Origin of the sequence: Breznakia pachnodae, from assembly GCF_030814225.1 — a bacterium.
GTDB lineage: Bacteria > Bacillota_I > Bacilli_A > Erysipelotrichales > Erysipelotrichaceae > Breznakia > Breznakia pachnodae.
Map to the genome: position 1 here is coordinate 189,117 of NZ_JAUSUR010000007.1, position 24,731 is coordinate 213,847.

Annotated in this window: 25 protein-coding genes; 4 read left to right on the forward strand and 21 right to left on the reverse strand. The window is 33.3% G+C overall.

The annotated features are described in order from the left end of the window. Positions 1 to 113: 113 nt before the first annotated feature. Complete coding sequence (locus J2S15_RS16995) at positions 114 to 737, forward strand: Crp/Fnr family transcriptional regulator (protein WP_307410517.1); 624 nt, start codon at positions 114 to 116, stop codon at positions 735 to 737. A gap of 114 nt (positions 738 to 851) precedes the next feature. Further along, positions 852 to 1,778, forward strand: coding sequence for a hypothetical protein (locus J2S15_RS17000; RefSeq protein WP_307410520.1), 927 nt, complete (start codon positions 852 to 854; stop codon positions 1,776 to 1,778). A 262-nt stretch (positions 1,779 to 2,040) separates the two neighbouring features. Here J2S15_RS17000 and rlmD read toward each other — a convergent pair whose 3' ends face one another. The 18 genes from rlmD to J2S15_RS17090 all read right to left on the reverse strand — a co-directional run bounded on the left by rlmD (position 2,041) and on the right by J2S15_RS17090 (position 19,086). Beyond that, on the reverse strand, positions 2,041 to 3,357 hold the full coding sequence (gene rlmD, locus J2S15_RS17005; protein WP_307410523.1) for a 23S rRNA (uracil(1939)-C(5))-methyltransferase RlmD: 1,317 nt from the start codon (positions 3,355 to 3,357) through the stop codon (positions 2,041 to 2,043). Beyond that, positions 3,342 to 4,172 (reverse strand): YihY/virulence factor BrkB family protein, encoded by an 831-nt coding sequence (locus J2S15_RS17010; protein ID WP_307410526.1) that lies wholly within the window; start codon positions 4,170 to 4,172, stop codon positions 3,342 to 3,344. Before J2S15_RS17010 ends, rlmD begins: the two co-directional genes overlap by 16 nt. A gap of 93 nt (positions 4,173 to 4,265) precedes the next feature. Beyond that, positions 4,266 to 4,655 carry an Inorganic pyrophosphatase gene (locus tag J2S15_RS17015; protein WP_307410528.1) on the reverse strand — a complete coding sequence of 130 codons (390 nt, stop codon included), beginning with the start codon at positions 4,653 to 4,655 and terminating at the stop codon, positions 4,266 to 4,268. A gap of 90 nt (positions 4,656 to 4,745) precedes the next feature. Further along, entirely contained in the window at positions 4,746 to 5,048 is a 303-nt protein-coding gene (locus tag J2S15_RS17020) for a hypothetical protein (protein ID WP_307410531.1), read from the reverse strand. Continuing rightward, positions 4,996 to 5,184 carry a hypothetical protein gene (locus tag J2S15_RS17025; protein ID WP_307410533.1) on the reverse strand — a complete coding sequence of 63 codons (189 nt, stop codon included), beginning with the start codon at positions 5,182 to 5,184 and terminating at the stop codon, positions 4,996 to 4,998. The genes J2S15_RS17020 and J2S15_RS17025 overlap by 53 nt, the downstream gene beginning before the upstream one ends. Continuing rightward, a complete protein-coding gene (locus J2S15_RS17030; protein ID WP_307410536.1) occupies positions 5,181 to 6,317 on the reverse strand; it encodes a glycerate kinase family protein in 1,137 nt (378 codons plus the stop codon). The genes J2S15_RS17025 and J2S15_RS17030 overlap by 4 nt, the downstream gene beginning before the upstream one ends. 71 nt (positions 6,318 to 6,388) lie before the next feature. Further along, positions 6,389 to 6,922: a PepSY domain-containing protein gene (locus J2S15_RS17035; RefSeq protein WP_307410538.1), complete on the reverse strand. Its 534-nt coding sequence runs from the start codon at positions 6,920 to 6,922 to the stop codon at positions 6,389 to 6,391. Further along, positions 6,915 to 7,979, reverse strand: coding sequence for a sensor histidine kinase (locus J2S15_RS17040; RefSeq protein ID WP_307410541.1), 1,065 nt, complete (start codon positions 7,977 to 7,979; stop codon positions 6,915 to 6,917). Before J2S15_RS17040 ends, J2S15_RS17035 begins: the two co-directional genes overlap by 8 nt. Further along, a complete protein-coding gene (locus tag J2S15_RS17045) occupies positions 7,976 to 8,635 on the reverse strand; it encodes a response regulator transcription factor (RefSeq protein ID WP_307410544.1) in 660 nt (219 codons plus the stop codon). Before J2S15_RS17045 ends, J2S15_RS17040 begins: the two co-directional genes overlap by 4 nt. Before the next feature lie 11 nt (positions 8,636 to 8,646). After that, complete coding sequence (locus J2S15_RS17050; RefSeq protein ID WP_307410545.1) at positions 8,647 to 8,949, reverse strand: PepSY domain-containing protein; 303 nt, start codon at positions 8,947 to 8,949, stop codon at positions 8,647 to 8,649. Between the two features lie 181 nt (positions 8,950 to 9,130). Next, positions 9,131 to 10,072: a 3'-5' exoribonuclease YhaM family protein gene (locus J2S15_RS17055; RefSeq protein ID WP_307410548.1), complete on the reverse strand. Its 942-nt coding sequence runs from the start codon at positions 10,070 to 10,072 to the stop codon at positions 9,131 to 9,133. Beyond that, positions 10,062 to 12,050, reverse strand: a complete 1,989-nt coding sequence (locus tag J2S15_RS17060) for a glycosyltransferase (protein ID WP_307410551.1) — start codon at positions 12,048 to 12,050, stop codon at positions 10,062 to 10,064. The genes J2S15_RS17055 and J2S15_RS17060 overlap by 11 nt, the downstream gene beginning before the upstream one ends. Beyond that, complete coding sequence (locus J2S15_RS17065; RefSeq protein WP_307410553.1) at positions 12,047 to 13,099, reverse strand: lysylphosphatidylglycerol synthase transmembrane domain-containing protein; 1,053 nt, start codon at positions 13,097 to 13,099, stop codon at positions 12,047 to 12,049. Before J2S15_RS17065 ends, J2S15_RS17060 begins: the two co-directional genes overlap by 4 nt. Before the next feature lie 7 nt (positions 13,100 to 13,106). After that, on the reverse strand, positions 13,107 to 14,114 hold the full coding sequence (locus J2S15_RS17070) for an LTA glycolipid anchor biosynthesis glycosyltransferase, IagA/BgsA family (RefSeq protein WP_307410556.1): 1,008 nt from the start codon (positions 14,112 to 14,114) through the stop codon (positions 13,107 to 13,109). Positions 14,115 to 14,400: 286 nt separating this feature from the next. Then, positions 14,401 to 17,028: a bifunctional acetaldehyde-CoA/alcohol dehydrogenase gene (adhE, locus tag J2S15_RS17075; RefSeq protein WP_307410559.1), complete on the reverse strand. Its 2,628-nt coding sequence runs from the start codon at positions 17,026 to 17,028 to the stop codon at positions 14,401 to 14,403. Between the two features lie 214 nt (positions 17,029 to 17,242). Beyond that, positions 17,243 to 17,998 (reverse strand): ABC transporter permease, encoded by a 756-nt coding sequence (locus J2S15_RS17080; RefSeq protein ID WP_307410561.1) that lies wholly within the window; start codon positions 17,996 to 17,998, stop codon positions 17,243 to 17,245. Further along, positions 17,991 to 18,899, reverse strand: coding sequence for an ABC transporter ATP-binding protein (locus J2S15_RS17085; RefSeq protein WP_307410564.1), 909 nt, complete (start codon positions 18,897 to 18,899; stop codon positions 17,991 to 17,993). Before J2S15_RS17085 ends, J2S15_RS17080 begins: the two co-directional genes overlap by 8 nt. Continuing rightward, positions 18,892 to 19,086 (reverse strand): hypothetical protein, encoded by a 195-nt coding sequence (locus J2S15_RS17090; RefSeq protein WP_307410567.1) that lies wholly within the window; start codon positions 19,084 to 19,086, stop codon positions 18,892 to 18,894. The genes J2S15_RS17085 and J2S15_RS17090 overlap by 8 nt, the downstream gene beginning before the upstream one ends. Positions 19,087 to 19,269: 183 nt before the next feature. On the opposite strand from J2S15_RS17090, the gene J2S15_RS17095 reads away from it, so the two are divergent. After that, the gene (locus J2S15_RS17095) at positions 19,270 to 20,622 is read left to right on the forward strand and encodes an MATE family efflux transporter (RefSeq protein WP_307410571.1); all 1,353 of its coding nucleotides are present in this window, start codon (positions 19,270 to 19,272) and stop codon (positions 20,620 to 20,622) included. On the opposite strand, the gene J2S15_RS17100 is transcribed toward J2S15_RS17095, so the two are convergent. Further along, the gene (locus J2S15_RS17100; RefSeq protein WP_307410574.1) at positions 20,619 to 21,428 is read right to left on the reverse strand and encodes a LysR family transcriptional regulator; all 810 of its coding nucleotides are present in this window, start codon (positions 21,426 to 21,428) and stop codon (positions 20,619 to 20,621) included. The genes J2S15_RS17095 and J2S15_RS17100 overlap by 4 nt on opposite strands. 115 nt (positions 21,429 to 21,543) lie before the next feature. Here J2S15_RS17100 and J2S15_RS17105 point away from each other — a divergent pair, with 115 nt between their 5' ends. Next, positions 21,544 to 22,062, forward strand: a complete 519-nt coding sequence (locus J2S15_RS17105) for a DUF4865 family protein (RefSeq protein ID WP_307410577.1) — start codon at positions 21,544 to 21,546, stop codon at positions 22,060 to 22,062. Between the two features lie 334 nt (positions 22,063 to 22,396). Here J2S15_RS17105 and J2S15_RS17110 read toward each other — a convergent pair whose 3' ends face one another. Together J2S15_RS17110 and J2S15_RS17115 are read right to left on the reverse strand one after the other, a co-directional pair. Then, positions 22,397 to 23,329, reverse strand: a complete 933-nt coding sequence (locus J2S15_RS17110) for a LysR family transcriptional regulator (RefSeq protein ID WP_307410580.1) — start codon at positions 23,327 to 23,329, stop codon at positions 22,397 to 22,399. Between the two features lie 215 nt (positions 23,330 to 23,544). Next, positions 23,545 to 24,693, reverse strand: coding sequence for an amidohydrolase (locus J2S15_RS17115; protein WP_442319972.1), 1,149 nt, complete (start codon positions 24,691 to 24,693; stop codon positions 23,545 to 23,547). Between the last annotated feature and the right edge of the window lie 38 nt (positions 24,694 to 24,731).

The window sequence follows — 24,731 nt, forward strand, 5'->3', positions numbered from 1 at the left end:
TTATTCCGCATTAATTGTATACTAAGACTGGAAAAAACAATTTTACTATTATTCGTCAATCCGTATATAATAATTATATACTCTTTTGCGAAAGAAAGTAGGTGAGATTTAAAATGAATTTTATTGATATAATGCCCAAAGAAGTAAAACATAAATTACAAGAAAAAAACTATGCTGCTGGGGATACTATATTATATGCTGAAGAAGAAAATAATTACGTTTATTTTTTATCATCTGGTGTTGCTGAAGCTTACATTCAAAGTTCCAATGGAAATTTTGCAACACTTTACTTATATAAATCGGGCAGCTTTTTTGGAGAAATAGAACAATTTTACGATGGGAAAAAGCCTGTAGAAATTACAGCACTTTCAGATTGTATTGTAAAACGACTTTATCGAACTTATTTTCTGGAATGGATTAAAAATGATTTTAATGCAACAACATTCTTAATACAAGGATTAGCCGAAAAACTAATTTCTAATTCTCAATTGATAGAAAACATTTTGGAGCTCACAGTAAAAGAACGCTTGCTTCGAAGTATATCATTGCATTATCATCGAAATACGCTTGATTCACTTAATAAATCTCGACTTGCTAAAGAAGTGAATGCGCCTATTAGGAGCGTTAATCGGGCAATAGACGAATGTAAAAAGCAAGGATTACTAGATTTTTCAGATAACAAGTTTATTATTATAGAACCTAAGGAACTTCTAAAATTTCTTCCATATATAGAATGATGAAAGCAGACATCTTATTTTTCAAGATGTCTGTTTTTATTGGTCAATTGACCTTTATTATTAAGTTGTCTAAATGTAATATACTTATAAGCACAAATTCTTAGGAGGTATATCATGAATGTTGCAATAACCAGAATTTTAAACATCTTAGGTGATGTAAAAATAGTAGATAAGATAGTAAATCTAAATAACTCGGATATAAACTCTTTTCTATTAAGTGTCTTTCAATCAGCTGTAGCAAAAAAGACACCTCAAAACATGTTAGCTGCGTTTTCTACCAATCGTTTCACTAGTCCAAGCCAATTTGACCCAATCGCCTTTCATAATTTAGAGGTGAAGTTGTTATCACTCTCAGAAAAGCTTGGAATTAAAAATCTGTTACTTTCTCCCTCTGCTCCGCTTGGTAGTTGTAGTGTTTTTGGGTGTGTAAATCAAAACAATGTAATTAGTGCATCACGGGGGACCGAAACATTATCAGACCCTTCTAATATGATAGCAATTATTATTGCTGATGGGTTAAAAAAGAAAACATTATGTAACGAAGATGCTATCCATTATGCTACGACTACAAGAGTAGTACGTGCTCAAGCCTTTGAAGGTGAAGGGTTTTATGCTCACTTTGGAATATTTTGCATAGTTTCCTCTGGAAAAGATAAGGGTTCATATTCATGTGAATCTAAATTGCTAATAAAGCATCTAAACTATTACAAAGACCTCTTTACAAATATTGAAAACTCAAAAATAAGTATTTGCTTACGGAAACGTGGAGGTTATCCCGCCCGAGATGGATTCTTTGAAAAAATGACTGCTATAGTAAAGTCTTCTTTACCAGAGACTCAAATTACTATTGATTTGAATAGTGAAGACAATGCTTACTACAAAGGAATAAATTTTAAGATTTATCTGCATCACAATGATGATGTAATTGAAATTGCTGATGGAGGTTTTGTAAACTGGATTAGTGAAATGACAGGAAATAAGAAAAATCGTTGCCTGATAAGTGGGGTAGGTATTGATAGATTATTGACTTTGGAGGAATAAAATCTAAAACAGGAAAATAAATTAATACCTCTACTCTGGACAAAGAGCTGAAAAGTCGTAGAACAGGATATCATTACCTTGGAGAACACCTACACCCTATTAGCAAGCTTCGATAAGGTATATGATAAAATCAGCAATAAAGAGAAAAAATCTCTATTTCTTCGTTAATCAAAGAAATAGAGATTTTTTCATCTAATGAATCAGATTTACCTCTGAAGTCCATTTTATTCAATTATCTGGTGTATAAAGTCGGTGGAGATGTTTACGAATTTTTGTGGGACAAAAGTACGCATGTCTCAATATGCGCAGTCTGTGAGAACATATCAACCGGAATTACTGTTTCTACATTATACTTCTTAGACAACACATTCAAATTCTTTGCAAGTGTAGCCGGATTACAAGATACATACACAATTTGCTTTATGTTACTTTTCATAATACAATCCAGCATTGTTTCATCAAGACCACTTCTTGGAGGATCCACAATCAACGTATCAATCTGTTGTACTTTAGAAAGTTTCACTAACTGTTTCCCAGCATCACCAACTATAAATTCCGCATTCTTTAAATTGTTGCGCTCTGCGTTTCTTCTGGCATTCTTAATTGCATCTTTAATTGATTCAATCCCAATTACTTTATCCGCTTTCTTTGCCATAAATAAAGACATAATACCAACTCCACAATATGCTTCCACAAGAAGATTCTGGTGGTCTGGAATTAATGTATCAACAATATGATAAAGATTTTCTGCCTGCTTTGTATTTAACTGAAAGAACGAACGTGCTGATAATGTTACTTTCAAATCATCAAAACGAAAATTAATCTGTTTCTTTCCTTCTAATACATTCAATTGATCACCAAAAATCTGTATTTGTTTTTTTGATGCATTAATCGATTCACAAACTGAAATTACTTCAGGTATATTCATAACCTTATCAATACAAGTATCATCAAAACTCATACCACCATGTACAAAGGTACACTGACACTTATCATCAATCATTCGTAAGACAAGATAACGTAATCCTTTTTTATCATTATTTGTATAAGCCTTATAGTGATACTGATTTAATATCTTCACAATTTCTATTTTAATTTCATCTAAACGTTGTTCATGGACAATACATTGTTTTACTTCCACAAATCGATTTGAGTTTTGTTCGTACATCCCAATCGTTAATTTGTCATTTTTCATAGCGAAGGGAAGTTTTAAACTATTACGATAAAACAAGGGTTGTTCATTCGCTACTACGGGTTGAATTAATGATTCTTTGACTCTTGCATACTTCCATAATGTTTCTCTTAAGATATCATATTTAAAACTCAGTTGGGCTTTGTAGTTTGCATGCATCATGGTGCATGCACCACACTTTTTATGAATCTTACACTCAGGTAGTACTCGATCTTCGCTACTTTGAATAACTCGATTCAGTTCACCAATCGAGTATGTATCATGCTTTTGCGTAATACTTATATTTGCATATTCCCCAGGTAATACTCCATGAATAAAAATTGGTTTCTTATTTATAAAACCAATTCCTTCTCCATTAATTCCTATTTTCTCTATTTTTGTTTCCATTTGATTAACACCTTAATTTTCTTCTTTAACACTTGAACTTGAGTAATCACCCAATTATATAACTTATCATTTTTATATTCTCTTCTTGGATAGCTTGGACCATATACCAAATTTAAACAGTAGCCAAAATAAATAACTGATGATACTACATATATGGATAACAACGCAATGACAAGTGATGCCATTGGACCATAAACACTTTGATATGATGTCAGATAATTAATAAGCGTAAATAGTAACTGACTCAACAATATAATAACTGCTGTAGAGAATACAGCTCCAACTATTCCATAGTGGGAAGGTCGTTTCTCAAAGGTGACCATCTTATACAATAACAGAAATACAATAAACAATCCTACGGTTAAGGTAACTGCTAGTGGATATTGAAAGAATCCAGCAGCTAATGCAATTGCCGTTACACTTAATACAAGTAGTAAAAATAAAACATATGATTTCATTCTTATTAAGATCTTAGGTATATTATAGTTTTCTTTTCTGGCACTGATTAACATAAATGAGAAAATACTTCTGCTGGCTAAGTTAAAAGCCAGTACAAGGGAAACAATCAACGTTACAATGTTTGGATAATCGCGATTGGTAATATAATCAATAAAATCTGCTATTAATGATTCTGGTATAAATCGATATAAATACTCTAATAATAATTCAATATCTAATACAGAGTTATTGAATAACATTACAACTACAATTAACATTGGAAATAATGCCAATAAAAAACTGTACGATAGTGAATATCGAAACAGACTTCCTTCAAATGATGAAAATTCACTGAACACTAATTTTAGTTTCTTCATAAACATCCCCTTTAATACTTATTATTTTAAATGATATATCTTAGAAAAACAAATATAGCCCTCAAAATTATTCCAAATAAAAAGCAAGTAACGCTAACTATTACTTGCCCATTCTGGTACTTCGTTTCCTCTTCTAAGCAATACAGCTTTCTGTGATTCTGTTTGATTCAAAAATAACAGAATAGAGCGAATTTCTTCCTCACTACATCCCAAAACAATTTTGACCTTACAATCTCTTTTTAAGATATCAGCAGATACGATAATAGCTTGAACTGTTTTATTCTTCATCTCTCCACAAAATACATCAATCGGTGCATTATCATTTCCGATTGTATCTCCCAAAGATCCATAATCAACTGGATAAATCAGGTTTTTAAATTTTGGATGAGAACTGTCTTTAGGACGTTCAATCGTTAACGTACTTGATAAGAAAATTGTATCTAGTTTCTGCCAGAATAATGCATTATTTTCAAATTCTCTCATGTTAGTTCCTCTACTTATTTACAACTATAACTATAACATAAAGAAAACAGATAAGAAACCTAAACCGTATTCTTATCTGCTTAATTTTTTCTATTTTTTATCTAACTGATATTCTACAACTAGATCTTCTAATTCATCTTCAGTCATTTCACCAGAAATAAACTCTGCAACCTCTTTATTTTCAATAATAATTGTTGATGGAGTACCCTTGAAAGTATCACCTAATTCTTCTTTTAAAGCATCAAATACACCTTGAGGATCTTCCTCATTTGTAAGGTTCAACTCATAGATTTTAAACCCATGTTCAGGCATGTATACATCCAGAACATTTTGTTTATAATCAATACAGTGTGAACAGTTTGTTTGCGGATGTAAGAACCATGTATGGTCCATCCTCTTTTTTCATTTCTTCATATTCTTTATAAGTTATTTCAACAATCTCACCAGCGTCGCTACTTCTGTCATATGAGTTATCACAACCACTCAAAACAACCAAGAAACTAGCCAATACTAAGAATAATTTTTTCATCTATAATCCTCCACAAAATAATGTACTGTTTTCATAACGGTATATGCACAGGCATATAATTTATCAGGTGCAAGTTTAAGCGCTTGTTCAAAACTCATCGCTCGATCTGCAACACTGTAAATTCCAATAAAGCCCAAATCATATAACTTATTATATTCTACTCCTAATGCACCACTTATGCAAATACAAGGTTTGTTAAATTTCTTCGCAATATCCAAAACACCAACTGGAACTTTTCCATACAATGTCTGGGCATCACTTTGACCTTCTCCTGTGATAATAAGATCACAAGTTTCAATAGCATTGTCCATATGATTATAAGAACGCAAAAGTTCTAACCCACTCATAAAGTGTGCATCCAGTAATGCAAGGGCGCCACCAATACCACCAGCAGCTCCACTTCCTTCATGACTTGCTATATCATAACCTAAATCTTTGAATTTATCAGCATAATCTTTCATTGCGATATCCAGTTTCTTTATCTGGTTTGGATACAGTCCTTTTTGTTTTCCAAATACATAAGTGGCACCATTTTCACCCAGTAATGTATTCTTCACATCACAAGCTGCAATGATTTCGATATCCTTCAGAAACTTAAACTTTTTAATATCAATACGATGGATTTTCTTTAGCTGTCCAGCATTTGATTTTAAGTAATTCTTTTCTTCATCATAGAATTTAGCACCTAATGCCTGAAGCATCCCCATTCCACCATCATTGGTAGAACTTCCACCAAGTCCTAAAATAATTTTCTTTACGTTTCGTTTACTGGCATCCAACAGCAATTCACCAACACCAAAGCTTGTTGCATGCATAGGTTTGCGTTTTTCACGATCATACATATTTAATCCAATACAGGAAGCAACTTCAATCACTGCTGTCTTTCCATCATCAATTAAACCATAGGTTGCTTCAATTGGACGAAAGTATGCATCCTTTACTTTTATGGTAACCATTTCACCATCACAGGCATCCACAAATGCAGCAGTTGTTCCTTCACCACCATCACCCATAACAAAACTTACCACTCCATATGTATCATCTACATCGTGAATGGCTTGTTCAATGATTTGGTTTACCTTGGAACTGCTCATACAACCTTTGTATGAGTCACAAGCAACTGCAATTTTCATGGCGTTTACCTCGAAATAATTATAATATGATTAAACTATGATTACAAATAAAAAGAGCAACTTAGTTACTCTTAATAATCGGCATTATAATATAAAACTTCTCCTGTTGTTGCATCAACTCCTGCATCGTATTCCTGTCCATCTTTCACCATTTCTATTTCATAGATTGCAGTACCTTCAACTTCAAGTTCACAACTAGTTACAGTCCCGCCACCTGCGTGTTTGATAATGATATCCTGTGCTTCCTGAGAAGTAATGTAAGCATCGTTTGTTGTACCACCTGTACTTACTGCTTCTTGTTCTTTACTTACAATGGTTCCTGCTGTATCAATCTTATATTCATACTTGATACCATCACTAACGATATCAATTTCGTAGTACAGCACACCATCATCATAGTCTTCCTGTTGTTTTGTAACTTCGCCATTTACATCAGCCAATGCAATTTCCTTTGCTTCTTCTAATGTAATTTCTGCTGTACTATCATTTTTGTTAGTATCCGTTGTTTTATTATCATTTACTTTATTTGTATCATCACTTGTTCCTGATGAACATCCGGCCAGCAAGAATAGTACAATTGCACCTGTAATTAAATATTTATTCATGTTCTTTTCCTCCATTAAATTTCAAAATAAATTCTGTATATTTATTTTTTTCACTTTCTATTTCAACACTAAATTTATACCATTCGCTGATTCGTTTTAAAATTGACAAACCTAAACCAAAACTATTCTTCGCATTTTCTCTTGATTCATCTACACGATATAAGCGATCAAATATTTTACCTGTTTCTTCTTTTTCAATACCAATTCCATAATCTTTTACACTCAATACATCTTCTCTATGTGTAATTACAATATGTTTACTATCTTCTCTACTATATTTAATTGCATTATCCAGTAGAATCATCAGGACCTGTTCAAAGTGTTCCTGTTTCATCAGAATATCGTTTCCATCAACTGACTGAAATTCAATCACAAAGTCTGGATGCAGTTTTTTATATTCATGTATAATTCGTTCAATAATATCATCAATTGATAATATACTTATATTACTATCATCAAATTCTTTAGTTAACTGTAGTAGTTCTCCAGTAAGCGTAATCATTCGATTCACTTCTAGTTTTATTACATCTAATGAATCATCCAATACTTTAGGATCTTCTTTCCCCCAACGTTGTAGCATATCCAAATTTCCATTAATGATTGCCAACGGGGTTTTCAGTTCATGTGATGCATCTGACACAAACTGATTTTGTTTCTGGATTGATTCTTCAATATCGTCCATAAGATAATTGAACTCTTTACCTAAATCATCCAGTTCATCGTTATTAACAATTGGTACACGTTTATCTAAACCTTCATTCTTGATTCGCTTAATCTGGTTTGTAAAACTGACTACACTACTTAGAAAACGTTCTGATACAAAGAATCCTCCAAGGATACTTGCAACTAAGGCAAAAATGATTAATAAAACTAATGCGATACCAATAATACTGAAGAATGGTTGTAAGATATCATCATCAATACCATAAACTCGTTCAATAATCTGCGCAAAGTAAGTAAGAAATAAGTAAAACAATCCGGTACATACTACTAGAAAACTTAATATAATTGTGGAAGTAATTAAGGTTAAGCGAGAGCGAATATTTTTCTTTCTCATTGGAATCGATACCCTATTCCACGTACCGTATGAATATATTTATCTTCACCATTTTCTAACTTACCTCGTAGATGACGAATATAAACATCCACTACATTTGTTTCGGAGTCATTTTCATACCCCCATACTTCTTCCACTAATTCATCTCTGCTAAATACTTTATTAGGATTACGCATAAACAATTTTAATAATTGAAATTCCTTTGTTGTCAGTACAATTTCTTCTTTACCTTTCCACACTTGAAAAGAATCATAATTAAGTGATAAATCACGATAGGTAATCATTTGAATCTTATTCGTTTTGCGACGTAAGATAGCATGAATTCTAGCAAACAACTCTTCCATAGCAAATGGTTTTGCCAGATAGTCATCAGCACCTGATTCCAATCCATTCACCTTATCCATAACACTGTCTCGAGCCGTTAGCATAATCACTGGAGTATCTTTTTCTAAGCGAAGTCTTCTGCATACTTCTACACCATTCATCTTTGGTAACATCAGATCTAATAAAATAAGATCATAATCATGTTCAAGTGCCATTGTTAAGGCTACATCACCTGCAGTAGCTGACTCAACTTCATAATTCTCATGTGTCAATTCCAGTTTAAGTAAATCAAGCATATGCTTTTCATCTTCTACAATTAATATCTTTTCCATAACCCATCCTCCTAATCATCATAATCTATTTCTACGATTGTTCCATCACTTGCATCAATTACCACTTCTACCTCATGATGATTATCATCAATCATGGTTAATTCATAATACGTATTAAATATTTCATGTTCCACATCAATTTCAGTGACCTTGCCACCAACCTGATTTTCAGCAATCTCAATAATCTGTTCTCTACTATAGTTTATACGAGTAGCAATTGACTGAAACAATAAAACAGTAACTGCAATTACTAAGATAATTAAGGCAATTAAGCCAACTATTATTTTCTTTTTATGTTTCTGAATAAATTCCATATGCTACCTCCTGTCTATACTATAAGATATTTATTAAGTTCTTGCATGAATTTCACCAGTGAGTTTCATTAAAATTTTTTAATAATTCACTTCCTATTAGTTAATGCAATTATATACATAGAAAGACTTTCTCGCAAATGGCATACAAAAAGAACACACCTTTCGATGTGCTCCTCTAGTACTATTTATTTTTTGCTTTGTAGAATGAACGATTTTCCATCGCAAAGATACGTGGTGTAAATGTTCCTGGTTCTACTCTTTCAAATGCTTTCTCCATTGTGTTCATCTTCGCATCAATGTTATCAATCAAATGTAACATTTCTGCTTCTGGAACCATTGGTAATACTGGCGAACCATATTCATACTCTCCATGATGTGATAATATCATATGACGAAGCAAAGTAAGTTCTTCGTTATCGATATTCATACGGCGAGCAATTTCATATAACTTCGCCTGCATGATCGAGATATGTCCAAGTAGTTTTCCCTCTATTGTATATTCAATAATAACCGGTCCACTTAACTCTACAATCTTTCCAATATCATGTAACAGAATTCCACTAATTAGTAAATCATGATCCAGTAATGGATATTGCTTACATAGGAATTCACCTAGTTCTACCATACCCAATACATGAGTAGCTAAACCACCAACAAAGTTGTGATGATTCTTACTTGCTGCTGGATAAGTATAGAAATCTGTTTCATATTCCAACAATACAGCCTTTACAAGTCTTTGGTAAGTATCATTGCGAATTGAATCAATTGCATGATTAATCTTATACTTCAATTCTTCCTTACCAATTGAACTGCTGCGTACAAAGTCTGCCAGGTCTTCATTGTTACGATCTAACATCTCAATATGTGATACTCTGATTTGCAGTTGATTGTTGTGTGATAATACATCCGCAGTAATCATACAGATCATTCCTGCTTTGTATTTATTGATTTCATCTTCACTAACATTCCAGTACTTTGCATCCATTACTCCAGTTTTATCCTGAAGTTGCAGTGACAAGTAAGGAGCTCCTTTGTTGGTAACACCTTTATTTACTTGGAATATTAATAGCTTCATTTTAATATGATCGCCATTATTTAAATCTTTTATTTGTTTATTCTCCACTTAAATCCCTCATTTCTAATGCATGTATGATATCATCATACATAAATCCTTTGCGTAATACGTATTGTAATACTCTTTCTCTTAACGCTTTTCCTTCATATTTACGAGAATAATTACGATAAGCTTTATCAATTGCCTTTTGCAGTGATACACTTTCTCTTAATATATCATCTTCAAAATTCATTTCATCTACTACTTCACTTGCTTGCGATAGCGAATATCCATTGGTAATCAGTTTATTTTTGATTACTTCTTTTTTCTCTTTCAGTGACTTATTCTTAATTGTATCCTGATACTTTAATGCTAACTTGAACGCTTTAGTATATTCATGACTTTCATCATATTGTCCCATATGTCCCTCAATTGTTTCATAAGGAATTCCCTTACTTACCAACTGACGAATCATCTTCTTTTTACCATATAAAGAATGATCCAGTTTTTCTAACTGTACAATTGTATAGGCATCATCATTGATATAACCTTTTTCCTCTAACATATCAATAATTTCATTGATTGTCTTAATACCCAAAGGTTCTTCCATATTAACCATAAAGTCATACATCTCTTTACGTGTACGGTCTTTAGAACGCAGTTTCTTCAGACAACCACGATATACAACCAGCACTTTTTCTTTTTCTCTTAGCGCTTCATATAAACTATTCTCTAAAATCCCACCTTTTTTGATTTCATACATTAAGTAGTCATCCAGTGAAATTAGCAGTTTTTCTTCTACTCCAGTTTCCTGGTTCGTCAGATACAAACGCATACAGTCATCACTTGTCTTAATTGATTCAATGTAATAGGTTTCTTCATAATCAAGAATAGCCTGTTCATAGGCTTTGTATACTGAATTATAGAAGTGATCAATATCATACTTCTTAACTACATCCATGCAGTCTTGTGAGAAGTGCTCACGCTCTTCCTTGCTTGTTGCAAAGTAAGCATCTACCTTTTCTCCATATTCCTGTGGTGTCGCAAAGTAATATCCAGTTTTATTTTCATAAACAAGTTCTTCCAGAACTTCATCTTTTCTTGCGAATACAGGAAGTCCTGCAGCCAGTGCTTCAATAAACGTCATCCCTTGTGTTTCACTTAAGGATGGAGATACAAAGGCATCAGCAATTGCATAATACGCTGGCATATCCTCTCTAGGCTGTTTATCTGTAAAGATAATACGGTCCTGAAGATTTAACTCATTTGCCTGTTTTCTTAAATCATCCAGAGATGGTCCACCACCAACAATCATCATTTTCACTGCTGGATCCTTTACATATTGAAATCCATCAATAATAATATCCATACTCTTTTCAGGAGCGATTCTACCAATATAAGAAATCAGTTTTGTATCTTCAGTAATATGATACTGTTCTCTGATGCTCTGACATAACTCTTCTTTTACATTCTTTGGTTTAAATGCTTCCAGATCAAGTCCTGTTGGAATAATATGAATTGGACGCTTCACTCCATAGCGAGTCAGTGCCTCCTTTGTCTTCATACTAGGTGCAATAATTCCCGCAACTGACTCACACAAGAATTTCGTAAGTGAATTCATTACTTTTCTTGATACATTATCCAAACCAGGTAAATCAAAACGATTAATGTAATGAGTATAATCCTCATACATTGTATGATACGTATAAATTACTGGTATCTTTAATTGTCTGGCAACAATACGAGCAAATACTCCTACTCCAAACTCAGTCTGTACATGGACAATATCCAAGTTTAACTTTTCTACTTCCGCTTTCACCGTAAAGTGATATGGCGTACTAAGAATATATCCATATAACCATTTCAGTTCTAACCCAGGCATTCGAAATACATTACCTTCTCTAGTTGAATGAAGTAATCCTTTATGTGAAGTAATAATATATACCTCATGACCATGTGCTTCTAAGGCATGTTGTAAGGTTACTACAGAAGACACAACCCCATTAATATCTGGTGTATAGGTATCAGTGAAGATCCCGATTCTCATAAATAATCCTCCTCGCTAATAATCTCATTGCTTAATTTATCATACTTATGTTTCAGATATATGAATGTTAATCCACCAATCAAAATAATTACATGATAAGTAGAGAACCTCCATAAGATCATCATACTGTTGGTTTCTATGCTTGTGAATAATGTTGAGAAAATCAACATAAACGCTGCCTCAGTTCCACCACTGGCTCCAGGGACTGGAAAGAATGCATTGGCAATACTTACAAAGGCACTCATGGTAATAATATCTAATGCCATACTTATATTTACGTCTAATCCCATCAGATATCCTATAAATAAAGGTAAGATATATAAAATCGTAAGTCTGATGATATTCAATATGACACATTTCACTACCATCTTTTTCTGGTGCTTGATGTTCTTAATCTCAGAAGTAAAACTTTCTAACTGAACATTCCACTTCGTAATCGTTGCAACTGGATCCTTTACAATCTTCAATCGATGTAATAGATTCACAACCCAGTAACTGATTTTCTTATAAGCTTTAGGAAATCTTGCCATTGTATATAGAAGCAAAATTACCATACTATTTACTACGTATCCAATCAGTACTAACAAGAAGAAAGCTGAATGTTCCGTATAGTAATAAGTAAAGCGAAGAATCATTAAAATCGTACTATAGGCAACCATTACACTTTGGTAAATAATAAAATCAATCCAAAGAATACTGGCTCCACTACTAATTTTAATTCCCTGTTTCTTCATAATATACGCCTGTGCAAACTGTCCACCAGTTGCACTTGGTGTGATTCCACTAAAAAAAGCACCAACAAACGCAATTTGAGCGCCTTCCTTATATGTATAGTCTTTTTTATGTTGTTTTCCTAAAATTTGGTAAATTTTTCCAATTAAAAAATAATACATTACTCCATAAACTAAGATTAATAGAAATGCATACCATTTTATATTACCCAACAAACCTAATACTTCTTTAAAATTGTCTTTTAATGCCAACCACAAACCAAATGCAGTAAGCCCAATAATCAATAAGAAGTTAATTATATAACTTTTCTTTTTCATATTCCCCCTACTGCGCTAATACTTTTTCATAAATTGCTTTTAATCGTTTTCCTATTTCTTCAATACTTCGTTGTTCAGCTGTTTTTCTTCCTGCTTCCTTTGTCGATGGAAGCGTGTTTTCAACAACACCACGAATCAAATCCACAAACTCTTCATTGCTTGTTCCTTTATAACAATTCACTTTATCTTCTAACCAAGGATCAAACACTGGAATATCTCTAACAATTACATTTTGTCTGGAAGCAAGTGCTTCTAGCACAACGATTCCTTCGGTTTCCTCTTTACTTGGGAAAAAGAATGCATTACTTCCACTGAACGCCCCTTCAATAATCGGACCCTTCACATAACCTGGAAACAATACATTGGTAGGGTGATCTTCATTTACCACATCACGAATGTGTTTCGGTATTGTATATAATGGTGTATATCCAAACCAGATAAACTTATACTCTGGTAATTGTCTTGCCACTTCCACAAAATCCAAGATTCCCTTACGGTCAAAATACAACCCAACGCCAATAACTACTTTATCTTCATCTTTTAGACTGAAATATTTGCGAAACGCTTTGATTTTCTCTACATCATAATCAAAACGACGAATATCAATCCCATTAGAAATATCTTCAATCGGTTGTGTTAATCCATATCCTTCTAACAGTTTTTTAGAATATGGTGTAGGAGTTAAAATATAATCTCCTTCCGAATATACATTCATTATAATTTTCTTAAAAATTGGTGATAACTGATTACTTAAAATGAAAGAATCTCGAAAGTCTTCTTCTGTACTATGTGCATGTACAACAACTTTTTTTCCTTCTTTTTTAGCTTTAGCAATCAATCTTGAACTATTAATCATATATGTATTAACGTGTAAAATATCATAATCTTCACTGTCAGGATCAGTTGTATAATCGATGCCCTGACTCTCCAAAGCTTCCATCTGATGTTTCATTGCACGCCCAATTCCTGAAGTCTTAATTAGTTTTTCATTTTCGAAATATAATAGAATTTTCATAAGGCCTCCATTATCCTATACATTATACCATAGCCCCCATAAAATAAAAAGAAACGGCGGGTACCGTTTCTTTCTTTATATAATCTGTAAAGTAAAGCTGGAAGATAGGAAAGGGATATTTACGCTTTACTTTACAATGTTATTATAGCACACATTTCATTTATCACAACGTAGATGCACGGTGCATATAAAAATGTTACGAAAATGTGTGACATTTACAACATTATAAATTATCCATTTCTTCAAAAGAAAAGCCAGACATTAATTGCCTGACTTTACATAATTATTATTCTCCTGTGTATGCTTTCTTTAGAATTTCTTCCATATCAGCAATCATAGGTAATCTAGGGTTTGCTGGAGAACATTGGTCTTCATAAGCAAGCATTGCGATTTCATGAACTGAATCCATCCATGTTTTTTCGTCAATTCCTTGTGCTTTGAAGTTTGCTTCAATTCCAACTTCCTTGTTTAATTTTTCAACTGCTTGAGCAAGTTTTTCTACACCATCAGCGTCATCTTTTACGTTTAATCCAATTAAACGAGCAGCTTTAGCATATAATTTGTCAGCTCTGTAGTAGTTGTATTTTGGCCATACTGGTAATTTTTCTGGTTTTTGTCCATTGTAACGAATTACATATGGTAACAGAATTGCATTTGTACGTCCATGAGGAGTATGGTGGATACCACCAATTTTATGTGCCATTGAGTGACACATTCCTAGGAATGCATTAGCGAATGCCATACCAGCCATAGCTGATGCATTATGCATTTTTTCACGTGCTTCAGGATCATTTCTACCATCTTTTACAGCTCTTGGTAAGTATTCAAATACCATTTGGATTGCTTGTAGAGCTAATCCATCAGTATAGTCACTTGCAAGTACAGCAACTAGTGCTTCAAGTGAGTGAGTAAGAACATCCATACCAGTATCAGCAGTAACAACAGCTGGTAGGTTAGTAGTAAATGAAGCATCAATAATTGCAACATCTGGAGTTAAAGCATAGTCAGCAAGAGGGTATTTCTTGTTGTTTGCTTTATCAGAGATAACAGCGAATGGTGTTACTTCTGACCCAGTTCCACTTGTAGTTGGAATACTAACCATTTTTGCTTTTTTACCTAATTCAGGGTATTTGAATGCACGTTTACGGATGTCCATAAATTTTTGTTTTAAGTCATCGAAACATACATCTGGTGCTTCATAGAATAACCACATTCCCTTAGCAGCATCCATAGCTGATCCACCACCAAGGGCAATAATTGTGTCAGGTTGGAATGAACGCATAACATCTGCACCCTTATTAATTGTAGTAATATCTGGATCTGGCTCAACGTCACAGAATAATTGAACTTTAACGTTGTTGTGTCTAGCTGCTAATTGTTTTGTAATTTTATCTACAAATCCTAGGTCTACCATTGATTTATCCGTAACGATCATCGCACGTTCAATACCTTGCATTTGTTGTAAGTATTCAATTGAATCTCTTTCAAAATAGATTTTTGATGGAACTTTAAACCATTGCATATTGTTTTTACGTCTCCCTACTTTTTTAATGTTCAATAAGTTAACAGGACCTACGTTATCTCCAACAGAGTTTTTACCATAAGATCCACAACCTAATGTTAATGATGGAATGAATGCGTTATATACATTACCAATACCACCAAATGTTGAAGGAGAGTTCCAGATTACACGGATAGCTTTTACTTTCTTACCAAATTCGATAGATAGTTCTTCACTAGCAGTGTGAATTGCAGCCGAGTGACCAAGTCCATTAAACTCAACCATAGCTTCTGCTTTATTCATACCATCTTCTGTACTGTTTGATTTAATGAAAGCTAATACTGGAGATAATTTTTCTCTTGTAAGAGGTTCTTTCACTCCAACTTCTTTACATTCAACACAAATGATGTTTGTTCTTTCAGGTACTTCAAATCCAGCTTCTTTTGCAATCCAGTATGCAGATTTACCAACTACGTTAGCGTTTAATCTAGCGTTCGCTGCTTCACCAGCATTGTTTACACCAAACATAAATGCTTCAAGCATTGCTTTTTCTTTTGGTGTTGCAAAGTAAGCATGGTAAGATTTGAATTCTTCTTTTACTTCATCATATACTTCTTTATCAACGATAGCTGCTTGTTCAGAAGCACAGATCATACCATTATCAAATGCTTTTGATAATACGATATCTGCTGCTGCTTGTTTAAGGTTAGCTGTCTTTTCAATGTATGCAGGCACGTTACCAGCACCAACTCCTAATGCAGGTTTACCACATGAGTAAGCTGCACGAACCATTGCATTACCACCAGTTGCTAGAATTGTTGAAATTCCATCATGGTTCATAAGAGCGTTTGTTCCTTCCATTGAAGGTACATCAATCCATTGGATACAGTCTTTTGGAGCCCCAGCTGCTACTGCTGCATCATATACAACTTTAGCTGCTTGTTGTGAACATCTATTTGCACTTGGGTGAAATGAGAACACGATTGGGTTTCTTGTTTTCAAACAAATCAATGATTTGAAAATTGCTGTTGATGTTGGATTTGTTGTTGGCACGATACCACAAACAACTCCTACTGGATCAGCGATTTCCACGATTCCTGCTTCTTCATCACGGTTAATAACTCCTACAGTTTTTAAATCACGCATGTAGTTAATAACGTGTTCACAAGCAAATAAGTTTTTTGTTGCTTTATCTTCAAATACTCCTCTACCTGTTTCGTTTACTGCTGCTTCTGCCAGTACACCATGTTGGTCTAATGCTGCTACACTTGCTTTAGCAACGATAAAATCAACTGCTTCTTGGTCTAATTGACGAAACGCTTCAAGGGCTTTCAGTCCTTTTTCAACTAGAGTATTAACCTCTTTTTGAGCTGGACTAACTTCTACTTTTTCTTCTTTTACTGCTTTTGCCATAAGTCCTCCTGTGCACGATTGTGAAATCTTTCACTTGTCATCGTTGCAACTATATTACCATAGAAAAACCAGTTAATCAAGGTTTTTGTTAATCTTTTCACAATTCATACATATGTTCTAATAAACTGCATCAATTATCACTATTTCATGTTATATCTTTATGATATTTACAACGAAAAGCAAGACCTACACCGTAAGTCTTGCTATCTATATATTAAGTAATATCTTTCTTTTCTGATACGAATACTGAACCAAATAAGTATACCGCTAAGAAGATAGCTCCTGAGATGAATGCTGTCATCCATCCACTTGTATCACCTGGGTTCAACATCTGTAAATTCATAACTGGTGAGTATGGAATCAAATCAATTCCTAGGAAGTGATCTAATACTGAGTACCCCAGTTGTGTTGCCATCATGACTACTACAATCAATGTGATGCTAGCAGCACTGCTTCTAAAGAAGCTTGCTGCTAACAATACTAGTGCTAAGAACACTACGCTTAAGAAGAAGTCCATCCCAACGTATTGCACTAATAAACTTGCATCACCGATTACCACAGTGCCGACAAATAGGTTTCCAAGAATATAAGTCAGTAAAATCATGAGAATAAAATATATTATAATTCCAACGGTCGAAACTACGAATTTCGACAAGGCAATTGTGGTCTTGTTTTTTACACTAGAAGCAATATTTTTAATATAACCACTACTGTAATCTGTACATATGAACATCGCTGCACCAATTCCAATAACCATTGGTATCATTCCATTCATAAGTGTTTCATAAAGCAAATCAATCATTTGCATATTGTTTACATCGTATCCATAAACCTCTTGAATCCATGCTGGATCAGAGCTTCCTAATGAATACATCATCATTGCTACAAACGCAGCTAATATAAGTCCTACTATATAGAAACTTTTTGTTCTAAACATTCTATAAAAATCCATCTTTATAAGATTAAACATAGTTTGCTCCTCCCATCATGTCCACAAACAGATCTTCCACACTTTCACTTTGTTCAAATATTGAAGATACAAGTACTCCATTCACTACTAGTGTTGAGTTTAACTTTGCACGATCTACATTTAGATCATAGATTCTGAAGATGTTATCTTCATGATCATAGTTATCAATATTTAATTTCTTTAACACACGAATACTTTCTGCCACATCATCAACTTCTATTTGAATTGCATTCTTTGATAATTCTTCTAGTTGATCTCTTGTAAGTTCTTTAATTAATTGTCCTGAAGCAATAACTCCATAACGGTTCGCAATCTTTCCTAACTCTTCCAAGATATGTGAAGAAATAATAATTGTCATTCCTCGTTTTTGTAATTTTAATAAGATTTCACGAATCTCAATAATCCCCTGAGGGTCCAAACCATTGATTGGTTCATCTAGTAATAACAACTCTGGATCATTTACTAACGTAATTGCCAATCCCAAACGTTGTTTCATTCCTAGTGAGAAGTTCTTTGTATTCTTTTTCGCTACTTTCTCTAAACCTACTAATTCTAATAATTCCTTAATCTTCTTATCACTGTCTTTGATTCCTAACAAGATACATTTCATCTTGATGTTGTCATAGGCACTCATAGCTGGATATAACCCTGGATTTTCAATCAGTACTCCAATTCTTCCTCTTGCTGGAGTTAAATCCGTTGATCCAAATAATTTAATATCCCCATTCGATTTATGTAATAGGTTAGCAATCATTTTCAGGAATGTTGTTTTCCCTGCTCCATTACGTCCAATAAACCCATAAATCTCTCCTGCCTTTACATGCATCTCTACTGCGTCTACTGCTGTTTTCTTTCCAAATTTTTTCGTAAGACTAGTTGTCTCTAAAATATATTCACTCATATATACGCTCCTTCCTTGCGATGTTTAACATCTCTTTACACTCTATATAATTAAGTACTGATGATACTAACAGAATTGCTGATACTACAAATAATACATTTTGAATGATGGAACCATTGTAGTCTATTAGCAAGTATCCAATCAAACCCGATAGTGTTAATGAAACAATAAGATATAATTCCTTCATACATTTCCTCCCTCTTTTGTACCTGTGTACTAATTAACTAATACAACTATACTACCTTTATCAAACTGTGTCAATACAATAATACAATTTTTTTAACTTTTTTTATTTCCCCTTTTTTATATAGTTTATTTTCCTTCAAATAGAGAGTATACTATCCTTATATATATTAGGGGGTGCATATATATGAGTCAGTCCAATACGCAATTAATGACACACGGAAATATTACAAAACAAATTTTATGGTTTTCACTGCCACTATTAATTGGAAACTTATTCCAACAATTCTACAGTACAGTGGATTCAATCGTTATCGGTAACTTCGTAGGTGACAATGCTCTTGCAGCTGTTAACTCTTCTGGGCCGATTGTTTTTTTGTTTATCAGTTTCTTTAATGGTCTGGCAATTGGTGCTGGGGTGGCAATATCAAGACATTATGGTGCAGGTAATCTTAAGGAAGTAAGCAAGAATGTGCATACAGCCATTGCTCTTACATTCGTAGTTAGTGTTCTGCTAACAATCGTAGGTTACTTTATAACCCCTACTATTTTACAGATTATGAATGTAGATGCTGAGGTAATGGCAAATTCTATTACTTACCTACAGATATATTTCTTAGGATCCTTTGGAATCATTACTTATAATATGGGAAGTGGTATCTTACGCGCTGTTGGAGATTCACGTCGCCCTCTTTATATCCTTATTGTTTCATGTGTAATCAATATCGTTTTAGACTTAGTATTTGTAGTCGTTTTTGGTTGGGCTGTAATGGGAGTTGCAGTCGCTACGTTAATTGCTCAAGTTGTCAGTGCTATTTTAGTACTATATCTCCTTATAAAATCAACCGACATTTATCGCTTAGAAATAAAAAAAGTCCGTTTTCACAGGGACAGTTTAGAAGAAATTATTCGTATTGGTTTACCAAGCGCGATTCAAAATATGATTGTATCTTTATCGAATGCAGTGGTTCAATCCAACATTAACAGTTTTGGTAAGTTTGCCATGGCTGGTGCTGGTTCGTATACTAAGATTGATGGATTCGCTATCCTACCAGTTATGAGTTTCTCAAATGCACTTACAACATTTGTCGCTCAGAATATGGGAGCCAGAGAATATGATCGAGTACGAAAAGGAATTCGTATTGGTTTAATCCTGAGTTGTTCCATCACCTTAGGTATCTCATTAATTTTATTCTTATTTGCTCATCAAATTTTAGCTCTGTTCTCAACGAATCCTACAGTTATTGAGTATGGAACATTAATGATGAGAAGCATTGTACCTGGTTATATTATCCTTGCAATCAGTCATAACCTGGCTGGTGCATTACGAGGTTCTGGTCAGACCAAAGTACCAATGATTATTATGATTTTCTCTTGGTGTATCTGTCGTATTGCATGGATTACTATAATGGTAAAACTATTCAACGATATTCAACATGTATTTATGGGTTGGCCAATCACATGGGTGATCAGTACAGTCTTATTAGTAATTTACTTCAAACGAAGCAATTGGTTAAAGGAAGAAAACAATCCAAGTTAGGGTTGTTTTTTTGTTAGACCATCAATTGTAAGGCGAAAAGATTGCTGATTACTCATAAGTGTATAAACATATATATCTACTGGTTGCACATCCATTCCATCTATTGCTTCAAGTTTTGGATTCATATCAATTATTTTCTTAGGTAACACCGTAATCGCTGTTCCTGATTCAATCATTGATACCAATAAGTCCATTGTGTCAACTTCAATAATAGCCATATCTTCTAAGCTATTTTCTTTAAGATACTTTAATACTTCTAATCTATAAGGGCACTCTCTATCTCTGCTTATTATTATCTTATTCTCTATAAATTCTGATTTATTCTGATTACTCTTTACCCAACGAATAGTTTCAGATATTTTTGAAATCTCTTTAATTTCTATATCCTCAATTTTTTTATTTACAACAAGAACATCAATTGCTCCGCTTTTTAACATTCTAATCAGTTCAGAAATTGGTTTAGTGAAAACAGTTATCTCCTCATTTAGTATGGATTGTTGTAAATAACTATAAGATATTGAATTTGTGGCCCCAATAGAAATCTGTTGATTGTCTTCTAAAAACGTTCTTTCCATAATGGAAAAATCAGATAATACTACTTCAACTTTTTTTAAGAATTTTTCTCCATCCTTAGTCAATTTCACTCCATTATTCTTCCTAATAAATAAAGTGCGTTTCATTTCATCTTCTACCTTTAGTATTCTTTTACTGACATTTGATTGAACGTATTCCAGTTTCTCAGCTGCTTTTGAAATTGAACCTAACTTCGCTACTTCATAAAAAATTTTGAGGTCATTAATTTCCATTTGATTCTCCTTTTTCTGATATTACTTTCAGTAATATCTAACATGATTTATAACCATTATACAAAGATATGCCCTATAAGTATAATAAGACTATAAACAAAAAGGAGTACTCTATATGAATGCTATGCAATACAAAATTACATTACCAAACGATTATGATATGAATATCATAAAAGAAAGAATTTACAAAAACGGTTCAAAAACGGATGGCTTTACTGATCTTCTTCTAAAGGCTTACTTGGTAATTGATACTAAGGTAAAAAAACAATATTCACCACTCTATATTTGGCAAGGGAACATTGGTATGAATAAATTCATTTTTGATGGATTCTATGACAACATACTTTCTTCCTTCGGATGGCAAAAAATAAACATTGCGATTCCTTTCATAATAAATATATCTAACTCAATTAAGGATTCTAGATATGTATTAGAAATTGGACACAATATAGCAGAAACAGATAAAATGAAGAAACCTACATTCTCTAAATCTTTTGACAACAGTTTAGGAAGTCTTCTTCTATATAATCCTGATAAATGGAAGTATGTTGAATTCCATTTTTTTGAAAACAAACCAACTAATCAACTTGGTTGTAGTCAAATCTATCAAATATTTCATATTTCAACTCAATAACTACAAGAAAAAAAATCTACCGTCGTAGATTTTTTTTGATTACACACAGGTCTATCTTTCTCCTATGATAGGTATGGCCATATCTGTAATATCATTAATAAAATTTATGCACAGGCCACATCTATGTGTATGGTTTTTCTCTTTGCACAGGAATGCATAACTTTTATTAACTTGAGAATGTGAATTTCATTGTGAGTCATTATATATGAAATTCCTTATCTCTATTACAATAGTTTCCTACTGTACCTATATGATAACAAAACTCTTCTATATAAACTATTATGAAAATTGCATGGTGGTATGCCAAATTATATATAGCACATTCTCTTCTATATTATCTAAATTCTTTTTGCGCGACCTTTTGTTGTTCCTCAGAAATAATCTCAATAAATCGTTTATCCAGTTCATTCATGCGATAGCCTTTTTCATAAATTAAGACATCCTTATATATATGATTCACTTCTTCACAACCACGTTGAACCAACCCATGACGTTCTAATATATTATCTGGAATTGGTGATGCCCACATATAAGAAGACTGCATACTTTCTAATAAATCAAATTGATTATAACGTTCATATACCGATATTTTCTTCTTTATATTTTTGTCTTCACTTTCGTTAGCATCCTTCATAAGATAAGGAACACTATTATCACCATGAACAATTTCTGTATAGTTGGTAAGTTGTTTATATTGAATTGATTCTTCTTTCGCTAATGGATGATTTTTTGACATAATTACTCGAAGTTTAAATTCCCAGATATCTTCACTTGCAAGATTTTTATTCTTTAAGTAATCACGGAAGTAATTTTCGTGCACTACCTGATAGCGAATAATACCCAGATGGAAGTTTCCTTCTGCAACACTACTGATTGTCTGTACAGAGTTTGTTTCCTGAAGACTTAAGTTAATGCCACGCTCCTGATCTAACGTAATAGCAAATTTAGTAAACCCTTGAGCAATATAACTACCTCTTGGAATCGAAACATCAAAGGTCTGTACATTCTTTGCACCTTCATCTCCTATTTCCATAATTTTATCTAGTTGATTTAACACACTTTTCGCGTATACTAAAAACTCTTTCCCCTGCTTGGTTGGAAACATTCCTTTTGATGAACGCTCAAACACATCATATCCCAGCACCTCTTCTAATTCTTTAATTGCTTTACTAAGATTTGGCTGTGCCATATACAAGCCTTCGGCTGCATGGGTAATGGAACCTGTTTTTGCGACTTCCAGTGCATATTTTAATAACAATGTATTCATAGATAAACCTCTCTTTAATAAGTATCAAATATTCTAATGTTCTCACTCATTACAATTATTTGACTTCATGTAACAATTATAACATTTTTATTTCTATTGCGTTCATAATACATTTAGAGGCGAATCCAGTATACCTCTGGCAATGTATGAAGGACGGAAGAAATGACCTTGGAATTATAATTATCCAAGGTCATTTCTTTTCATATTAATTAGTATTATTTCTTGTATACTACTTCTCCATTAATAATTGTATATTCTACTTCAGTTGCAACATCTAAAATATCACCATTCGCGATTACAACATCTGCATCTTTTCCTTCTTTGATGGAACCAACACGGTCAGCTACACCAATGATTTCAGCAGCATTAATTGTAATTGCTTTGATTCCTTCATATGCATCCAATCCTGATTTAACCGCAAGGCTTACACATAGAGGTAAATACTCTTGTGGTACTACAGGTGAATCTGTAGTTATTGCAATATGCATTCCAGCTTGTTGAAGTACTGCAGGTGTAGTAAATGATTTTTCCTTTAACTCAAATTTTGACTTATGAGTCAAACTAGGCCCAACAATTGCATCAAAACCACTATTCTTCACTTCATCCACAATCAAATGTCCTTCTGTACAGTGGTCTAACGTCATATCTAAATCAAACTCTTTTGCTATACGAATCGATGTCAGAATATCATCTGCACGATGTGCATGTGCCTTTAACGGAATTTCTTTCTTGATAACTGGAATCATGGCTTCCAGTTTCATATCAAATGCAGGCATTTTTGTGACATCTCCATTTGCTGCTTCTTTTTTTGCTAAATATTCTTTTGTCTTGAATAACGTCTCTCTTAATAATCCGGCAATATTCATTCTTGTTTTTAATTTACCACTTTGATAGAACATCTTAGGATTTTCTCCAAATGCACATTTCATGGCAACATCATCTTTTACAATCATTTCATCAATACAGTTACCTTGCGTCTTATAAATAACAAAGGTACCACCTAGTACATTTGCACTTCCAGGTCCTGCACATACAGTTGTAATACCAGCATTTCTCGCATTTACTACCGTTTCATCCATTGGATTAATTCCATCTTTCCCACGCATATGTGGCATAACCGGATCACTTGTCTCATTATAATCCTGACCCTCTGTACGAATTGAACTTTCATCCAATCCTAGATGACAATGTGCTTCCACAAATCCTGGATATACATATTTGCCTGTAGCATCAATTACTTCCGCATTATCTGCACTTAAGTCTTTTCCTACTTTTACGATTTTTCCATTATCTATCAGAATATCACCATTGATGATTTTTTCTGCTTCCATCGTATATACTTTACCATTTTTAATTAATATCATTTCTCTCACTCCTTTTCTACAATTATAGCACCAACCAG